Raw genomic sequence first — 17,374 nt, 5'->3', positions numbered from 1 at the left:
TAAATATCGTTACCCGTACTGCGTGTAACAACATCTTCAGTGTACTAATCTGATGATGACAATTTGTGGAGAGATGGCTGAGTGGTTGAAAGCACCGGTCTTGAAAACCGGCATACGTTAATAGCGTATCTAGGGTTCAAATCCCTATCTCTCCGCCACTATACAGAAAGCCTGCAAAGAAATTTGCAGGCTTTCGTCATGTTTGACGTTTGAGAATTAGATGGGGTTTGTATTTAATCCCAAGTCGGCCGTGACCCTGACTCTCAGTACAATTAAGAAGCCTCGCTAGAAATAGCGAGGCTTTTTTTATTTCAGCGCAAACTGGAAATGATAGAGGTTTAGCAAATCCCCGGTTGAGATCCCCTTCAAGCTAGGCGCCCTTGTTCTAATATTCAGCACACAATCACTCAATACAAGGTTTGTTCTTAAATGAATGATCTTTAGCATACAGATGTTCCATTAAAGCTTTCGAACCTACTAAAGTGACGCTTTCTAAAGCAGCAAGACTTAAACGCTGTGAGATTGAGTGACTGGCAACTGAGTTTTACTGTTGCACACCTTGCAGCTATTCAACTTCCCTTTTCTCTGGTTAATTCAGATACAAAAAAGCCCAAGCGATGGGCTTGGGCGTTCTTACATTTAATGTGTTTGTCGAGTGTATTAGAACTCTTTCGGTGCGAAGCCAGTCATCGCGTCTAGGCGTAGTTCTTTACCCATTTTGGTCATAGGGTGAACGATAACCAGGCCGCGTACGCGTTTCTTCAGTTTACCGATGTCTGCCTGTTCTGCTTTAGTGATTTCACGAGAGAATGGCATATCTAACAGGCTTTTACGTTCTTTATTTAGTTCGTATGTTTGTTTGTGCTTAAGTTGGTTAAGCTTCTTTGTTAGATCTTCAACTTCATCCGTGAATTTAGAAATCATTTCGTGATCACCACGAGAACGTGCTGCATCCAGTTTACGTTGGCAGGTATCTACGCGGTTATGCAGCTTTTGAATATCAGTTTTAATGCTCATGGTAAATAGACTCAATTTTTTAATGGTCGAGGAGTATAGCATAGCTGAAAATCTACGCTCTACTATCCTCCTCGATTCTATGTTTAGTTGATTAGTTCATTCCCTGAAACTTGGCCGGAGAAGAAGGTTTCTACGTTGTTCAATGTCACAGATGCTATGTTATTCAGCGCTTCGTGAGTTAAGAAAGCTTGATGGCCAGTGAACAGAACGTTGTGGCATGCCGATAAGCGGCGGAAAACATCATCCACGATAACGTCGTTGGATTTATCTTGGAAGAACAAGTCCTTTTCGTTGTCGTACACATCTAAACCGAGAGCGCCAATCTTACCCTGTTTAAGTGCTTCGATAGCGGCGACAGAGTCGAGTAACTCACCGCGGCTTGTATTGATGATCATCACGCCATCTTTCATTTGAGCAAAAGCGTTTTCGTTCAATAGGTGGTAGTTTTCTTCGCTCATTGGACAGTGAAGAGAGATAATATCTGCATTGGCGTAAATCTCTTCAAGAGAGCAGTATCGTGCACCCATTTCTAAAGCCAGAGGATTTTCGTAAGGGTCGTAGCAAAGCAGTTCCATCCCTAAGCCTTTAAAGATTCGCATCGTGGCGATACCAATCTTGCCTGTGCCGATAACGCCAACGGTTTTGCCGAAAAAGTTGAAGCCAACTAATCCTTCTAAAGAGAAGTTGGCATCACGGGTGCGTTGATACGCTTTGTGGAGACGACGATTCAAACACATCATCAAACCGACGGTATGCTCGGCGACCGCTTCGGGAGAGTATGCAGGCACTCGCACAACTTGAAGGCCAAGCTCTTTAGCCGCTTGTTGATCGACTTTATCGAAGCCAGCACAACGCATCGCAATGAGTTTTGTTCCGCCCAAAGAAAGTTGTTTTAGAACGGGAGCAGAAAGATCATCATTGACGAAAGCGCACACCACGTCACAACCGTGCGCCATTTTTGCGGTTTTTTCGGTGAGTCGAAAGTCGTGATAGTGAAATTCGAAGTCGCGATTGTTCTTAATTTTATTAAAAGAGGCTTCGTCGTAGGATTTTGCACTAAAAAAAGCAATGTTAATCATAGTTCCCTCCCAAAAAGTATGGGTTTTATAAATAAATCTACTTATAAAGTAATGCAACTTAGGCCGAATGAATAGCGAAATCTTTGCTTAAATCTCAGTAATATCAAGATGCGATTAGCACCGTCTTTTTTACGTCTCAACGTTATAATCAGATTGCTTTGTGAGCATCATCTGACTAGCATAGCTTCTCTTTTATTTCCTTCTGACTCTTGGTTTGGGCGTTCTGGTAATGTCGATAAAATGGTGTGCTTTAATTCTGTGTGGATTGGTTACGTTCAGTACGCATGCGGCTGTCGATCTGGTTAAAGTTGATAAATCGAAACGCAGAATGTACTTGATAGAAGATGGCATCATACTAAAAGAATATCGTATTGCATTGGGTGCCAGTCCTAAAGGCCATAAGCAAGAAGAAGGCGATAACCGAACGCCAGAAGGCAGTTACACGCTCGATTACGTGATTGAGGATTCTGCGTTCTATCGCTCGGTGCACATTAGCTATCCCGATGCTATTGACACGTTAGAGGCGCACCGGAGAGGTGTCTCCCCAGGTGGGAACATTAAAATTCATGGTTTAAAGAATGGTGAGACGCAAGATCCTAGCTTTATTCAGAGTTTTGATTGGACCAACGGGTGTATTGCGCTCACCAATGAAGAAATGGATGAATTCATCCAGCTTGTCACCATGGGAACACCGATCACGATCGAGTGGTAGGACTCGTTATCCCACGGGAGCTTTGAAAAGTTACTGCATAAAACGTTTTGGATGGTCACTAAAAATGCCATCTAATTGCGGAAGGTGCTTGAGCTTATTCGGGTTGTTGACCGTGTAACACATGACCTTATAGCCCGCTTCTTGCAGCTTAATGATATGACGCGAGCGAACCCAGTTAATATTTAGGTTACAGCTGTAGGCTTTCACTTCATCTAACAATAGCCCGTCTTTTTTTGTAAAAAACTCACTTAAAACACCCAAACGATAACCTTCGCAATGCTGGTAAAGGGCTCTGATGACATCATGACTAAAGCTTGAGAGTAAAAGGTTCTCTCTAGGCATTGAACTTTCGGTAAGCACTTTTGCGAGCGTTTGTGCGACTTCGTCCGCTGGATGGCGGTCTACTTTAACTTCAATATTCAGATTTAGACCTCGCTCAGTAGCCAAGCTTAATAGCTCCTCAAGAGTCATGATAGTTTCGCCAGCAAAATCTTCGCTGAACCAGCCACCGAAATCTAATTGTCTTAGTTCTTCCAACGTATGCGCATCAACTCGTCCTATGCCATTGCTGCATCGATTTAACGTATGATCGTGGCAAACCACAAGTATGTTATCTTTTGTTGGCTGAACATCTACTTCTACCCATTTTAGGCCGAGATCAATTGCAGCTTGAACGCTGACTTTTGTATTTTCTGGGAACGAGCCGGCAACGCCGCGGTGACCAATTAACAGAGTTTCCATTTTGTTTGCCTTCTTGAATGAGATGTCCAGATTGTACTCGCTTTTGGCCGTTGATATAGAGGTGAAAGGCTTCTTCAGGGCGGTAACGTCACGATTCAACGGTGTAATTTTCACCAGACAAGCATGGTGCGGAAATGAAAGACTAGATTAGTAACAGATTCTGAGCTACAAAATGACGTTGGACTTTTATGCTCTTGCCGCTCATTTTTAAAGAGCGACGTATCTTTCAAGAGCCGCATTTTTTCAGGGAGAGCAAGATGAAAATTGGTGTGATTGGCGCTGGCGCCGTTGGAGTTGGTGTTTGCAATTATTTGCTCACGCTAGGCAGCGTCAGTGAACTTGTTCTGTTAGACCAAAACTTAGAAAGAGCTGAAGGGGAAGTCTTCGATTTTCGTCACACAGCGGCGTTAACCTTTTCCAAAAATACCCGCATTATTCCCTCAGATGATTACCTCGATTTGTTAGGTGCCGATATTGTTGTGATAACGGCAGGTGCGCAAATTCAACAAGGACAAACACGTTTAGATATCGCAGAAATCAACGCGAAGATTGGCGTCGAGATCGCTAGAAAAATAGAGCGTGTTGCGCCAAAGGCGGTTTTGATTGTCGTGTCCAACCCTTGTGACATTGTTGCTCATTTTATTACTACCAATACAGGCTTTGAGCCAAACAAAGTGATCAGCAGCGGGTGTGTTATCGATACAGCCCGCTTGATGAGCATTGTTGCTAACCGTGTGGATCTTGACCCTAAAAACATATTTGGTTATGTACTGGGAGAGCACGGAAGCCACTGTTTCACACCAAAGAGTTTGATCTCTATTGCTGGCCAGCCTGCGGATTATTATTGCGATACACACAATATCGAGAGAATCGATGCTGATGAGTTGCTCGAAGCGGTTAAGCAAGCGGGTTACGAGATATTTCGTCGCAAACATAATACGGTGCATGGTATTGCAGCCAGCGTATTTCGAATCATTCAAGCCATCAAAATCAATGAGCGCTCTGTGTTGCCAGTTGGCACGATGATGTCGGGTCAATATGGTGTGAGTGGCGTCGTGCTAAGTCTACCGACGGTGGTCGGGAAAAAAGGTGCAGAGTCGGTTCTTACTCACCCGTTTACAGAAGAGGAGCTTGAAACATTACACTCTATTAGTGTGAACTTGAGATCCATTGTTGAGAATGTCGCGCAATCGACAGGTTTGAAGTGCTGATTGTAAACAAAGAAATTCTCCGTATTGTCTTATCTAGCCTACTGTTTAGTAGGCTTTTTTGTGTCTTCCAAACAGAGAAAAGCCCCATAAACTATGGTTGTTTAATTTGCAAATGAGTAATAGAATGCGAACCATTTTTATTTAAGTGGTAATTTGGCATGTCTCGAGTTCTGATTGTTGATGATGACGTTCCTTTGTGTGAGCTTTTAGAAGTAGTTTTGCAAGATGAAGGATATACCGTCTCTTCTGTGCATTGTGGTGAAAGCGCGCTGCAGTACATGGAGAAAACGCCAGTCGATTTAGTGTTACTCGATGTGATGTTGCCAAACTTAAATGGGATGCAAGTTGCTCGTCGTATTTGCCAACGATTTGCTACACCAATTCTGATGCTTACTGCATTGAACGATGAAAACTCGATGCTGGATGGCTATCAAGCGGGTGCCGATCAATACATTGGTAAGCCATTCAATGTTGCTGAGTTGCTAATGCGCATCAAAGCGATCTTGCGTCGAGTGGGCTTGGAGCGTCAACGCCAAACCATTTGTAATACCGCCCAGAGTATCAGTGATCAGCTAACCAGCTTACCGTTGACCAGCACTGAAGCGGAGCTTTTAAGCCATTTGGTTAAGAATCAAGGCGTGGTGATCTCCAAAGCTGAGCTACAGACAGAAGTGTTGAAAAAAGAACTCAGCCCGTTTGATCGCAACCTTGATATGCACATCAGTAACATTCGCCGCAAATTGGTTGAAGCGGGCTTGTCTAAACAGCACATCAAAACGTTTCGAGGCAAAGGCTACAGTTATTTAGAATCTGTGGGCGCGTGATGAAGCTGGTGTGTCCATCCTACATAGCAAAACGCAAAGACAGCCTTGCGTTTAAGCTTTTCAGTTACATGACCGCGATAGTCATCAGCATTTTGCTGGTGCAAGCGTTAGCGGAACAAGCCTTGGTGAAAGCCATGTTGAAGGTTCCAAATAGCGTCAAAATGGAAATGTTGGATCTTGCACACCAAGCCAACGTGTTGATTGAACATGGCGACATGGATGAGTTGGCTGATTGGGCGAACGCGCAGCAGTTCTATTTGTTTGTACTGAACGAGCAACTTCAACCTGTGACGCATCGTCTCATGCATCCACATTTTGAATTTAAGCTCCAATTCAAACGCAGCATTGATGATCAATTGGAAGACAAAGTGAATCGACCAATCATCAGCATTCCATTGGTTCAGCAGCACAACTTAGTCATTCAACTGCCGCATCGCTTACATCCTGCGAATGACTTCATACTGTACTTTTCCATTATCAAAGTGGTAATTGCCGCCGTGATTTTGGCTTTGTTCTCGCTTTTAATGGCACGCAACTTACAGCAACCGTTGGACAGACTCAGAGAGGCGAGCAAGAAGCTTTCTAACGGCGATTTTAATGTCAGTGTTGTGCAGGAGCTAAAGTCCAACACGCGAGAATTTAATGAACTCGCGCAAGATTTTGACCACATGACGAAAGAGATTCACTCGCTAGCGGAGAAGCAACGTCTTTTGATTCGCGATGTGTCCCATGAACTAAGAACGCCTCTTGCTAGACAGAACTTGGTTTTGCACCTTTTACGTAAACGAGTTGGTGAAAGCGAACAAGAATTAGTGACGCGGCTGGAAGACGAAGCCAAAGAGCTGAATCATCTAATCAGTGACATTTTGGAATTTAGTCGCCTTGAGAATGCTCGCTACGACAAAGAGACCAAGCGTAGCGATCTTGAAGTGCTACTAGCCCCACAAGTTGAGCGTTGCAAAATCGATTTGAGGGAATCACAGAGCATTGTATTTATTTCACGTGTGACCGAGCCGAGAGCTTACTGTGAAGATACTCTCGTGGTGCGTTGTCTGAATAATCTAGTTGGCAACGCTATCAAATACGCGGGTGAAGATGCTCGGATCGAAGTGACTCTGACTAATCAAGAAATCAATGGGCAGGCTTATCTGGTTATGTCTGTCTCTGACGATGGGCCTGGCATCCCAGAGAACAAGTTATCCGATATCTTTAACCCGTTTACCCGCTTGGATGCCTCGCGAGACAAAAAGCTTGGTGGATACGGCCTTGGACTGGCGATCGTTAAGGAATCGATGCGAATGATGGGTGGTTCCGTCAATGCAGAGAATCGTTCTCAAGGTGGTTTAACCGTGAGTTTGGTGTTCAGACAATAACGGGTAACAATGAAGTGAACTCGATTTGTGATCTGGATCTCGTATGAGCGGTTCTTCATCAGAGAGTTCTTTACAAAACTTTGCAAATGCAAAGAATGTAAATTTAATGCAAATGGTAATACTTATCACTTATATTCACTCGCAAAATAAATAAGAGGGAATCACATTCACTTAATGTGCGACCCGAAAATAATCGGAGTGAAAGGATATGTTTACTAAGAGCCATTTGGCATTAGTGATCGGTGCGGTGCTAGCAGCGCCTGCAGTGGCAAACGTTCAAACAGATGAGCACCTAGTTGTAGAAGGTCGCGAGTTCGGCTACAAAGCTGATACCAACAGTACAGCGATGCGTATGGAAATGACGCAGCTAGAAACTCCGGGACAGGTTGCGGTCATCGACGAAACCGTCATCGATGAGCAACGCGCAAGTACACTAGGTGAAGTGTTACGTAATGACGCGAGTGTAAGCGCGGGTGGTACTAGCCGTAACCGTGAACGTTTCTCGCTACGTGGTTTTGAACTAAGTAGCTCTGATGGCTTCTTACGTGATGGTCGTCAGCACTGGTCACATTACCGTCAGCCAATTGAGCTTTTAGAGCGCGTTGAAGTGCTAAAAGGTCCATCTGGTCTACTTTATGGTAAGTCTGAGCCGGGTGGCTTAGTAAACATGGTTTCTAAGAAACCAACAACGCAAACACAGGTAAGCTTGAGCCAAGATATCGGTTCAAACGAACATTCGCGTACCGTACTTGATGTAAGTGGTTCTTTAAATGACGCAGAAACGCTACGTGCTCGCGCTATTTTTGCGAAAGAAAACTACAGCTCTTGGCGTACGTATGGCGATGGCACAAAGCCGCAAACTGACCGTGCTGTGGGTGGCCTAGTTGTTGAGTATGACATCACTGAAAACATCATGGTGTCAGCGCATTATGACCGTACAAAAGACGAAGGTAGCGTAGATTCAGGTGCTTACATCGTGGACGGAAAGCCAGTTCGTGGTGATAAGCACATCTGGGACGCTCAGTGGTCAAAAATTGATAACGACGTAGAAAACTACGGTATCGATATTAATGCTCAAGTGACTGATAACGTGAATGTGAAAGCGGGTTACAACCGTCAAGACTTTAAGCGTTTTGATGTAGAGTCTTACCCTAAGTTTGACAATTATGACAAAGATGGTGTGATTCGACATAAAGGGAACGAGCGCACCGATAACTGGGTATTCGATACCGCGTACTTAGACGTAACAACCAACTTCTCTTTGTTGGGTACAGAAAATACGTTTTTGGTGGGGGCGAACTACCTCGACTACAAATACGACCGCTTTATGGCTTTCCATGCAGGAGAGGATGTAGCGGCAGGCACGACAGTTACTCGTCCTGGAACCGTACGCTCGAAAAAATACCCAAGAGGCGAGCATGACACTTGGGGTATTTACGCGCAAAACATGATGACGATTAACGATTACTGGCAAGTACTTGCGGGTGCTCGTTATGACGAAAAGCGTGAAGATTCGCTAACAGAGAACCAAGTTTCTCCAAAGTTAGGCGTGATTTTCCACCCGACATCGAATGGTTCTATTTACGTGCAATACTCTGAGAGTTTTATGCCGCAAGGTGAAGTCAGCAACGGTAGTCGTACTTACATCAATGATGGTGAGAAACTCGACGCTGAGCGTGGTATCTCTTATGAGATTGGTACGAAGTGGGAACTGTTTGATCAGCGTTTATTTGTATCAGGTGCTGTATTTGATATCACGTTAGAAAATATCTCGCTGGATGTTGAAAGTGGTAAAGATGCTAGTAATCAGCTCCTACACAAGAAAACGCAAGGTGGTGAGCAAGTTCACAAAGGTGCTGAGTTAATGGCTCAAGGTTTTGTGACTCCAGAGTTGTCGCTAACCGCTTCTGCAATGTACTTGGATGCCGAGTTGAAGAAGGCAGAAAGATTTGAAGGCAACCGCCCTGCCGATGTGCCAGAGTTCTCGGCAAGTCTATGGTCTAGCTACAGGGTTCAGGACAATACGAACCTAAACCTCGGTTTGATTTATGAAGGTGATCGCTACGGTGATGCAGCGAATACCTTCAAGAAAGATGGCTACGCTCGCATTGATATGGGCGTGTCATACAAACATAAGTACGATGAAAACTTGGACATCATCGCTCGATTCAATGTCGAAAACTTATTCGATACTGACTACCTCGCAGGTGGTGGTAGCACGAACGGTGATCAAAAAGGCGCGAGTGGCGTAGTGGTTGGAGAAGAACGAAACTACATGGCGACAATCCAGTTCAAGTACTGATAACAATTTGATTAGTAAAGGGGAAGTTTGGTCTTCCCCTTTAGTCGTTTTTAGGAAATAGCATTTAAACTCGTATGAATCTAATGAAATCAAGTATCGCTCTGTTGATCTCATCCGTTTTGATTCCTGCCCACGCAGCGAATTTAAACGATGCACAAGCAGTGCAGAGTAAAACTAACCAAGCATCAGCGGTTAGCCAAAAACGTATTGATGCAAGCGCAGAAAAGGCTCTGACGCTGGAAGCGGAAATCGAACAGCTTCAGGAAGAAGTCAGCAACTTGAAGATTTATCGTGATCATCTTTCAAGTTTGGTCGAAAGCCAACATCAAGAAGTGAACAGTTTGAACGAGCAAATTGAGCAGATTGCTCAAACTCGTCAGGGTGTCGTGCCATTGATGTATCACATGCTTGAAGGACTCAAGCGCATAGTGGCCAGCGACAAACCTATTCGTAAAGCTCAGCGTGAAGAACGCATTGCGAAGCTTGATGATCTGATGACGCGAGCCGATGTTGCCGACGCAGAGAAATTCCGTCGAATCCTAGAAGCGTACCAAATTGAAATGGACTACGGCACCAAGCTTGGTATCTACCAAGGCAAAATTAAACTAGATGCTAACGAAAAAGTGGAAGCTGATGTCCTTTACTTGGGCCGTGTATCTTTGGTTGCGCGTAGCCTGTCTGGTGACAAATTCTGGAGTTGGTCGCAACAGCAACAAGCCTGGCAGCCTGTTGGTTCGGAACAAAAGACCGAGCTAGATAAGGCGTTTGCTATGGCAAACAAACAAATTGCACCGAGTATGTTAACTCTGCCAGTGTCACTAACGGTTGCGGAGGGCAAGTAAATGATCAAGAAATGGCTATCGGTTGCTCTTATCTCAACCGCGGCGATGATGCCTCACACGACGTTCGCGAGTGATACGTTGTTGCAAAAAGCGCAGCAAGAAAATCGTCAGCAGCAAACGCACAATGCGTCACGTGAATCGGGTTTCAAGAAAACCGAACAAGAGCTGCAAGCAATTAAAAACAAGCTTGTTGCTGAGCGTGCAGCCCTTCAAGCCGAAGCTGATACATTAAGCGTCACGTTTAGTGAAAATGAAGCGGAACTGGCTCAGCTAGAAGAAAAATTGCGCTTAGAAACGGGCAGCCTAGGCGAACTATTTGGTGTTGTTCGTCAAAACGCGAAAGAGCTTGAGTCAGAACTGAAACACGCAGTGACAGGCGTAGATGCCAACTCATATCAAAAAGACATTGAAGCTATTGTCGCGGCGAAGTCTCTACCGACGTTGAAGCAGTTGCAAGCGATGTGGCGCAGTATGGAAGAGCAAGTTACCGCAAGTGGCGAACTGGCGAAGGTCTCTTTCACTTTGCTCGATGGAGAAGGTAAAGAACAGACAGTCAACGGTGTTCGTCTTGGCGCAATGGCACTACTTGATGACAATGGCTATGTGAAATGGAACGGCCAGCGTGGTGACGCAGTGAACTATTTGCGTCAGCCAGAAAATGGTCCGACAGCGAGCGCATTCGACAACGGCGAATTGGATTCGTTAGTCATTGATCCATCGCGTGGCATTCTTTTAGAACAGCTAGCGAACTCGCCAACGCTGAAAGATCGTCTAAATGCGGGTGGCGTAGTTGGCCAGATCATCCTTGTTCTATTAGCGATTGGTTTGATTATCGCGTTGGTTCGCGGTGTGTCTCTTTTCATTGCTCGCCAAAAAATCGCGAAGCAGCTAAAGAATCCAACCAAAGCAGAAGATAACCCTCTAGGTCGCGTTCTTTCTGTTTATCAAAACGACAAACATCGAAGTGTCGAAGCATTGGAATTGCGTCTACTTGAGGCGGTGGTTGATGAGCAAACACACCTTGAAAAAGGACTATCGATGCTCAAACTGCTTGCAGCGCTGGCACCAATGTTAGGTCTGCTAGGTACGGTAACGGGCATGATCGAAACATTCCAAGTGATCACTCAGTTTGGTAATGGCGATCCAAAAGTCATGGCGGGCGGTATTTCGATGGCGTTGGTGACAACGGTTCTCGGTTTGGTAGCCGCAATGCCACTGCTTCTGGCGCATAATGTGCTGAGTTCTCAAGCCGAGAGCATTCGCAACATTCTAGAAAAGCAGGGTATTGGCTTAGTTGCTGAACAAGCAGAGCGCGATATGTCTAACAACAAAGGCAACCGTAACACGATAGCGGAGAACGCAGCATAATGGAGCAGATCCTACTCAACACTTTGGGTTTGATCAGTGAGGATTGGGCCAATACCTTGATGAGCTTTATGCAGCAAGGTGGCCAAATCCTATGGTGGTTGGCAGCCGTTGTAGCGGTGTGTTGGTTACTGGTTATGGAGCGAGTGGTTTACTTAACGACGGTATTTCCGAAGGTAAACAAACAGCTTCGTGAACAGTGGCTGGCACGGTCAGAGCACCACTCTTGGTATGCACATCAAATCCGCGATGGATGGATTGCAAAGGCACAAATCGAATTGCGCCAAAACCTTTCGACGATCAAGCTATTGGTGGCCATTTGTCCCATGCTTGGTCTGTTGGGTACTGTCACTGGCATGATTACCGTTTTTGACGTGATGGCCTCACAAGGCAGCAGCGATCCAAAATTGATGGCTTCGGGCATCTCTTTAGCAACGCTGCCTACTATGGCAGGTATGGTGGCAGCATTGGCGGGCATGTTTGTACATGCTCGTTTAAGCAAAGTATGTGAACGTAAAGCGATCCAATTAGAACAATCTTTAAGGAGTCAGAAGTGAGACTCGGACGCAGACCAAATCAGCAAGACGAAGCTCAAGTCGATTTAACATCGATGCTTGATATTGTATTTATCATGTTGATTTTCTTTATTGTTACCAGCTCTTTCGTGCGAGAGTCTGGCGTGGAAGTGAACCGCCCTCAAGCATCGAACGTGGTCAGTCAAAAAGACGCAGGTATTTTCATCGCCATTACGGCAGCAAACGATGTATACATCGACAAACGCTTGGTCGATCTGGAACGCGTAGAAGCATCTATTGAGCACCTATTGCTAGACCAGCCAGATGCATCGTTAGTTATTCAGGCTGATGAACACGCTTACAACGGCACCGTTGTGAAAGTGATGGATGCCGCTAAAGGTGCTGGCGTGAAGAACATTGCACTGGCAGCGGAGAAACCTTAATGGGTAGGCTGTTAATTGCGTTACCAGCGTCATTATTGATCGCCGTGAGTTTGTTTAGCTTTATGGCGTGGATGGTCGATAACGGCAATCAACGCGCACCAAAACCGTCTGAGGCAGTGCGTTTTGATATGGTCATGGTTGAAAACGATGCCGATGTGCAGCGTCGTCAACGTTCAGTACCAGAGCAGCCAGAGCCACCTCAAGCACCAGAGCCGATGGAGTTGTCTCAAGCCAACACGCAAGTTGAGCCGATGAGCCAAGTAACACCGATCAGCGCGCTTGGGTTAAACACGGCGTTAGATGGTATTGCGATTAATGCGCCAAACCTAAAGGGAACCATGGGCAATCAACAAGCGTTACCGCTGTATAAAGTTGAACCTCGTTACCCAAGTAAAGCATTAAAACGCAAGGTTGAAGGCTATGTGATCATGCGCTTTACGATTGACACGACAGGTCGTCCAAAAGACATTGAAGTGATCGATGCAGAGCCAAAGCGTATGTTTGAAAAAGAAGCCATTAGCGCGTTGAAGAAGTGGAAATACCAATCCAAAGTTGAAAATGGTGTGTCGATTGAGCAGTTCGGACAAACCGCAAAAGTGGAGTTCAAATTAGGTAAATGATGAAGAAATTCTTAATCACAACGCTGCTTAGTTTGACCGCAGCCAGTGCGATAGCTCAAGAGCTTAGCCAGTACACCGCATCTAGAGTGCAGCGTGCGCACAGCTTAGCTCAAGAAGAGAAGCTTAAAGAAGCGATCTCAACTCTCGAATCGTTAGACCTATCGCGTGGCTACGATCAAGCGTTTGTTGCTCGTATGCTTGGTATTTTTTATTGGCAGAATGAGCAAGTTAAGCCTGCTATCAAGCAACTGGATTTCGCGGTAAGCAGCGGTTTATTGCAAGACGAGCAAGCGTGGCAAACACGTAAAATGCTAGCGGATATATTGTTGAACGAACAACAGTTTGCTAAAGCCTTGCCGCACTATTACGAGTTGAGTAAAGCTGTACCTAAAAACCAGAAAGCTCATGAAGTTTGGCTGCGCATCGCACAATCGCATTACCAGTTGAGCCAATGGAATAAAGTGTTATCAGCGATGGGTCGCTACGAGAAGTTTGGTCAGCCAGATGAACTCGGTCCATTGTCGATTAAGCTTTCGTCTGAACTGGAACTCAAAAAGTGGCAGCCTGCTATTGTCACCATCAAACGTTTGATTGCAATTGAGCCTGAACGAGTTGAGTGGTGGCGTCAGCTCGTCGCTTTGCATTTACGTGTCGATGACAGCAAACGCGCACTAGATGTAATGGCTTTAGCCAAGCTACAAGGTGTCGCGCTCAGTCAAGATGATTTTAAACTGCTGGCACAGCTTTATGCGAAACGTGGAATCCCAGAGCGTGCTGCTTTAATTATGGAGCAGTTGGAAGACCTTAACGTCGATAGCCAGTTAAAAGCTCAGCAGGCGACCTATTGGCAGATGGCAAAAGAGTGGGACAAATCCATCGATAGTTGGCGAATTGCCGCGAAGTTGGATTCTAAATACTACTGGAACTACTCTCAGCTACTTGTTCAACAAGGCCACTACCAACAAGCATTGGCTGCTTTGGATAAGGTAAAAGGTCGCAATGCTGACGTCGCGCTCATCAAAACCAGAGCCTACTATAAGTTGAATCGATTGGATGACGCATTGGCGAATGCGAAACGTGCGAATGAAATCAAACCGTCGAATCAAGCCAAGAGTTGGGTGAAATACTTAACCCAACGGCGTAAAGCGGAAGCGACACAAAGCTCTTAGCGCAGAACAAATGAAAAGACCCGAAGTCATTCTCGGGTCTTTTTTGTTTTTGAGCCTTAAATTACCTTGCTCTAGAAGGTGTTTATCGTTTCATCTCAACTAAACGTAAACAATGTAAATTAAATGCCAATAAGAATGATTATCACCTAAATTATGCTCCACATTTATTGGTGATGATTGTTTTCTATGTTGCTTAAAAGCAAAGGTGTTCAAACGTGGGCGCGCCGTCTACATATCTATATTTCGATGGCTCTTTTATTGGTGACGCTATTTTTTGCGCTCACTGGCATCACGCTAAATCGTCCTGAGCTATTTGAGCGAAAAGAACCCATCATTCAACAGCACACCATCATCATCCCGCCGCAGACCTTGTTTTTGAACGGCGAAAGCTTCCAGCCAAACCGCGTTGCTCTCATTGACTTTTTGACCCAAGAAGTGGCTTTACGTGGCACTCCATCTGCTTTGGACGTTTACACCGAAGTGGATCAAGGTGAATTGGTGCTTGGCGAGCTCTCTCTGGATTTCAAAGGGCCCGGTTATAACGCCACGGTTTTCGTTGATATGACCACTGGCGACGCCGATATTGAAACCACCAATTATGGTGCGATCGCACTGCTGAATGATCTGCATAAAGGTCGTAACAGTGGTGATGTTTGGAAGTGGTTTATCGACATCACTGCACTACTGATGGTGTTTTTCGTCCTGACCGGTGTATGCCTGTTATTGCCGAAGAAAAAGACGTTCAGAACATCACTACAGTGGATGAGCTTTGGCTCGTTGCTGTCGCTCGTCATTTATTTTGTTGCTGTGCCTTAACAGCCAGTTGTAGAGAAAAGCTTATGTTGAACACAGGCAAGTTACTTCGCCAAAACCTATTTTGCAAAGCGGCGTTGGTAGCAACTATAGCACCATGGCCAGTTTTGGCTGCGCCTTTACCTGATGCCGCCAAAATCGACTTTGAATTTGAATTGCCGAAGATCGATACCTCAATGTACGCCCGTCCTTACGTCGCAGTGTGGGTTGAGGATGAACAACGTCAATCCGTTAAAACCATTCAGCTTTGGGTCGGTAAGGATGAGTGGCTCAAAGACATGCGCAGCTGGTGGCGAAAAGTAGGTCGTTATGATCGTGAACTGATTGACGCTGTGACGTCTGCGACTCGCCCTGCTGGGCAGTATCGATTTGTTTGGGATGGTACTAACGACGCAGGCGAACGCCTTGAGCAAGGTGACTATACCTTACATGTTGAGGTCGTTCGTGAACACGGTGGTCGCAACTACTTGCGCCAAAAAATGACATTAGCGGACAGTGAGGTGCGCTACCAACTCAAACCAACTCAAGAGACGGGGGTCATCACCGTCAATTACCAAGTTAAGTGATAGAAGGACACAACAATGAAAACCAAAATGAAAGCAGTGGCGTTAGCAAGCGTAATGGCAATGGGATTAGCTGCAGCGACAACGGCACAAGCGCATCCTCGTTGGGTTTTGCCTTCGCACTTTACCGTTTCTAAAGAAGGTGGTGATTGGCTCACGTTCGATGTGACCGCTTCTCATGGCACATTTGTATTCGATAAGCCAGCAGGTAGCGAACAAGCTTTTGTCATCATGCCGGATGGCCGCTCTGAGCGTCCGAACTTTGTAATACGCGGTAAGCGTCGTTCGATGTTCGATTTCTTCTTTGTTGAAGAGGGCACGCATAAGGTTGCGATCAACAATGAGCCGAGCTACTACACCCAGTACAAAGCAGGTCGCCGCGATACTGTGAAGTGGGTTAGAGCCAATAAAGCTGAGCGCGCTGATGTGCTACCAGAAAAAACGCGTGATGTGGTGACTCAGTTAAGCTACACCCGCGCAGAAAGCTACATCACGGTCGGTAAACCAACAGAAAAAGCGTTAGAAATTGAAGGCAAATTGCTAGAGCTAAAACCGCTGACTCACCCATCTGACATCATTGAAGGTGAAGCGGTGACGTTCCAGTTCTTCTTCGATGGCAAACCTCAACAAGGTGTGACGGCAGAGATCACGCGTGAAGGAACGTTGTATCGCAACCATCAAGAGCAAATTGACGTGGTGAGTGATAAAGACGGAAAAATTACTTTTACGCCAGACGTGGCAGGGCGCTACCTAATGAAAGCGAACTACAAAGGTGAGTTGAACAATCACCCATTAGCTGACAAAACCAGCGCGAATGTACACCTAACGTTTGAAACTCTACTCAACTAATCGAATTAGGCTCAGCAAGCGCTGAGCCATTTTGGAATCTACATGAACAACACTTCTATTCTTAAAGCTGCTCTGCTATTGGCTGGATTTTCTTCCTTTCATGCTTCTGCTCACTTTCCTCTAATGAGTTGTCATTTATCTCAAGATAAAGTGATTTGTGAAACTGGCTACTCTGATGGCTCAACCGCGATCGATTACGATGTCGAAATGTACGACTACGAAGATAACCTCATCGCCAAAGTTAGAACAGACAAGCGTTCTATTGCCGAGTTTTCTCATCCAGAGACTGATTTCTACTTGGTTTTCGATGCCGGTCATGAAAGCCCAGTTGAAGTGGATGTGGTTGAGCTGAAAGAGAAATGATCACACAAAAAGTTCGTCCCGATAACGGTAGCCGAGAAGGAAAATGGGTGGCACTTACCATCGCTGGTATTCTTGCTTGCGCCAGTGTTTTGATGCCTCTGCACCAAGTTGATTCTCCCCATTCTGAAGTGCTTTCTCATCAAATTCGAATCACGGACTTGCACCAAGAAGAGCTCGGTTTGATTGCCGAGCTAAAACTGGCGCATGAAGAACTGCGCGATTTACACGCAGAGTCCGGTACTTGGCCAGATACGGAAGAGATGGCGTCACTGTGGATTGCCCCCTTTGTTCAAGATCAAAACTGGAAGCGTAAAGGTTCGCATCAATGGCAGAGCATTGGTGACGGGATCTACTTGGGCATCAGACAGAGTGAGCAAGGGGCGGCTTCAATGATTCTAGATAGTCGTCAAAGCCACGCCGACATTTGGCTAATCGATGCCCATGGTTTTGCGCCAACCCCAACATTGAGCGAAGAAAGCCATCGCCATCAACAGGGGTGGCAACAGCTAATTCTCTCTTCCCCATCTTTTGCTCATCCTTCGCACACTTAACTCAATTCAAAGAATACATATT

The 17,374-nt window shown here is 45.5% G+C and carries 19 protein-coding genes and 1 tRNA gene; 17 read left to right on the top strand and 3 right to left on the bottom strand.

Annotation, left to right across the window (positions count from 1 at the left end; genetic code table 11):
- Window positions 1–67 precede the first annotated feature (67 nt).
- Window positions 68–158, top strand: a tRNA-Ser gene (locus tag BIW15_RS20660).
- Between the two features lie 502 nt (window positions 159–660).
- On the opposite strand, the gene BIW15_RS20655 is transcribed toward BIW15_RS20660, so the two are convergent.
- The gene (locus BIW15_RS20655) at window positions 661–1,017 is read right to left on the bottom strand and encodes a YibL family ribosome-associated protein (protein WP_024701594.1); all 357 of its coding nucleotides are present in this window, start codon (window positions 1,015–1,017) and stop codon (window positions 661–663) included.
- Between the two features lie 83 nt (window positions 1,018–1,100).
- Window positions 1,101–2,096, bottom strand: a complete 996-nt coding sequence (locus BIW15_RS20650) for a 2-hydroxyacid dehydrogenase (RefSeq protein WP_063517920.1) — start codon at window positions 2,094–2,096, stop codon at window positions 1,101–1,103.
- Window positions 2,097–2,325: 229 nt separating this feature from the next.
- Between BIW15_RS20650 and BIW15_RS20645 the strand changes: the two genes are divergently transcribed.
- Window positions 2,326–2,808 (top strand): murein L,D-transpeptidase family protein, encoded by a 483-nt coding sequence (locus BIW15_RS20645; protein WP_005479613.1) that lies wholly within the window; start codon window positions 2,326–2,328, stop codon window positions 2,806–2,808.
- Between the two features lie 30 nt (window positions 2,809–2,838).
- Here BIW15_RS20645 and BIW15_RS20640 read toward each other — a convergent pair whose 3' ends face one another.
- Window positions 2,839–3,549: a glycerophosphodiester phosphodiesterase family protein gene (locus BIW15_RS20640; RefSeq protein ID WP_063517922.1), complete on the bottom strand. Its 711-nt coding sequence runs from the start codon at window positions 3,547–3,549 to the stop codon at window positions 2,839–2,841.
- A gap of 257 nt (window positions 3,550–3,806) precedes the next feature.
- Between BIW15_RS20640 and BIW15_RS20635 the strand changes: the two genes are divergently transcribed.
- From BIW15_RS20635 to BIW15_RS20565, 15 genes are all read left to right on the top strand, one after another.
- Window positions 3,807–4,760 carry an L-lactate dehydrogenase gene (locus BIW15_RS20635; protein ID WP_021821256.1) on the top strand — a complete coding sequence of 318 codons (954 nt, stop codon included), beginning with the start codon at window positions 3,807–3,809 and terminating at the stop codon, window positions 4,758–4,760.
- Between the two features lie 158 nt (window positions 4,761–4,918).
- Window positions 4,919–5,584: a response regulator transcription factor gene (locus BIW15_RS20630; RefSeq protein ID WP_005459337.1), complete on the top strand. Its 666-nt coding sequence runs from the start codon at window positions 4,919–4,921 to the stop codon at window positions 5,582–5,584.
- Window positions 5,584–6,957 carry a sensor histidine kinase gene (locus BIW15_RS20625; protein ID WP_005459362.1) on the top strand — a complete coding sequence of 458 codons (1,374 nt, stop codon included), beginning with the start codon at window positions 5,584–5,586 and terminating at the stop codon, window positions 6,955–6,957. The genes BIW15_RS20630 and BIW15_RS20625 overlap by 1 nt, the downstream gene beginning before the upstream one ends.
- A gap of 208 nt (window positions 6,958–7,165) precedes the next feature.
- Complete coding sequence (peuA, locus tag BIW15_RS20620; protein ID WP_077281563.1) at window positions 7,166–9,259, top strand: TonB-dependent siderophore enterobactin receptor PeuA; 2,094 nt, start codon at window positions 7,166–7,168, stop codon at window positions 9,257–9,259.
- 74 nt (window positions 9,260–9,333) lie between these two features.
- Window positions 9,334–10,101 carry a DUF3450 domain-containing protein gene (locus BIW15_RS20615; protein ID WP_031792444.1) on the top strand — a complete coding sequence of 256 codons (768 nt, stop codon included), beginning with the start codon at window positions 9,334–9,336 and terminating at the stop codon, window positions 10,099–10,101.
- Entirely contained in the window at window positions 10,102–11,469 is a 1,368-nt protein-coding gene (locus BIW15_RS20610; RefSeq protein WP_077281562.1) for a MotA/TolQ/ExbB proton channel family protein, read from the top strand.
- Window positions 11,469–12,023: a MotA/TolQ/ExbB proton channel family protein gene (locus BIW15_RS20605; RefSeq protein WP_005497833.1), complete on the top strand. Its 555-nt coding sequence runs from the start codon at window positions 11,469–11,471 to the stop codon at window positions 12,021–12,023. The genes BIW15_RS20610 and BIW15_RS20605 overlap by 1 nt, the downstream gene beginning before the upstream one ends.
- Window positions 12,020–12,424, top strand: a complete 405-nt coding sequence (locus BIW15_RS20600; protein WP_005459364.1) for a biopolymer transporter ExbD — start codon at window positions 12,020–12,022, stop codon at window positions 12,422–12,424. The genes BIW15_RS20605 and BIW15_RS20600 overlap by 4 nt, the downstream gene beginning before the upstream one ends.
- The gene (locus tag BIW15_RS20595) at window positions 12,424–13,044 is read left to right on the top strand and encodes an energy transducer TonB (RefSeq protein ID WP_023584344.1); all 621 of its coding nucleotides are present in this window, start codon (window positions 12,424–12,426) and stop codon (window positions 13,042–13,044) included. The genes BIW15_RS20600 and BIW15_RS20595 overlap by 1 nt, the downstream gene beginning before the upstream one ends.
- On the top strand, window positions 13,041–14,213 hold the full coding sequence (locus BIW15_RS20590; protein ID WP_069548956.1) for a tetratricopeptide repeat protein: 1,173 nt from the start codon (window positions 13,041–13,043) through the stop codon (window positions 14,211–14,213). Before BIW15_RS20595 ends, BIW15_RS20590 begins: the two co-directional genes overlap by 4 nt.
- A 186-nt stretch (window positions 14,214–14,399) precedes the next feature.
- Window positions 14,400–15,029, top strand: coding sequence for a PepSY-associated TM helix domain-containing protein (locus BIW15_RS20585; protein WP_025504827.1), 630 nt, complete (start codon window positions 14,400–14,402; stop codon window positions 15,027–15,029).
- Between the two features lie 23 nt (window positions 15,030–15,052).
- Window positions 15,053–15,592, top strand: a complete 540-nt coding sequence (locus tag BIW15_RS20580; RefSeq protein WP_077281561.1) for a DUF2271 domain-containing protein — start codon at window positions 15,053–15,055, stop codon at window positions 15,590–15,592.
- A 15-nt stretch (window positions 15,593–15,607) separates the two neighbouring features.
- Window positions 15,608–16,438: a DUF4198 domain-containing protein gene (locus BIW15_RS20575; RefSeq protein ID WP_005497841.1), complete on the top strand. Its 831-nt coding sequence runs from the start codon at window positions 15,608–15,610 to the stop codon at window positions 16,436–16,438.
- A gap of 42 nt (window positions 16,439–16,480) precedes the next feature.
- Entirely contained in the window at window positions 16,481–16,801 is a 321-nt protein-coding gene (locus tag BIW15_RS20570; protein WP_005479615.1) for a hypothetical protein, read from the top strand.
- Window positions 16,798–17,352 (top strand): DUF6162 family protein, encoded by a 555-nt coding sequence (locus BIW15_RS20565; RefSeq protein ID WP_025522664.1) that lies wholly within the window; start codon window positions 16,798–16,800, stop codon window positions 17,350–17,352. Before BIW15_RS20570 ends, BIW15_RS20565 begins: the two co-directional genes overlap by 4 nt.
- The last annotated feature ends 22 nt before the right edge of the window (window positions 17,353–17,374 follow it).

It is taken from the genome of Vibrio sp. SALL6, from assembly GCF_002002385.1.
Classification (GTDB): domain Bacteria; phylum Pseudomonadota; class Gammaproteobacteria; order Enterobacterales; family Vibrionaceae; genus Vibrio; species Vibrio parahaemolyticus.
The sequence above is the reverse complement of the archived record's forward strand: the minus strand, read 5'-3'. Positions and strand labels throughout refer to the sequence as shown.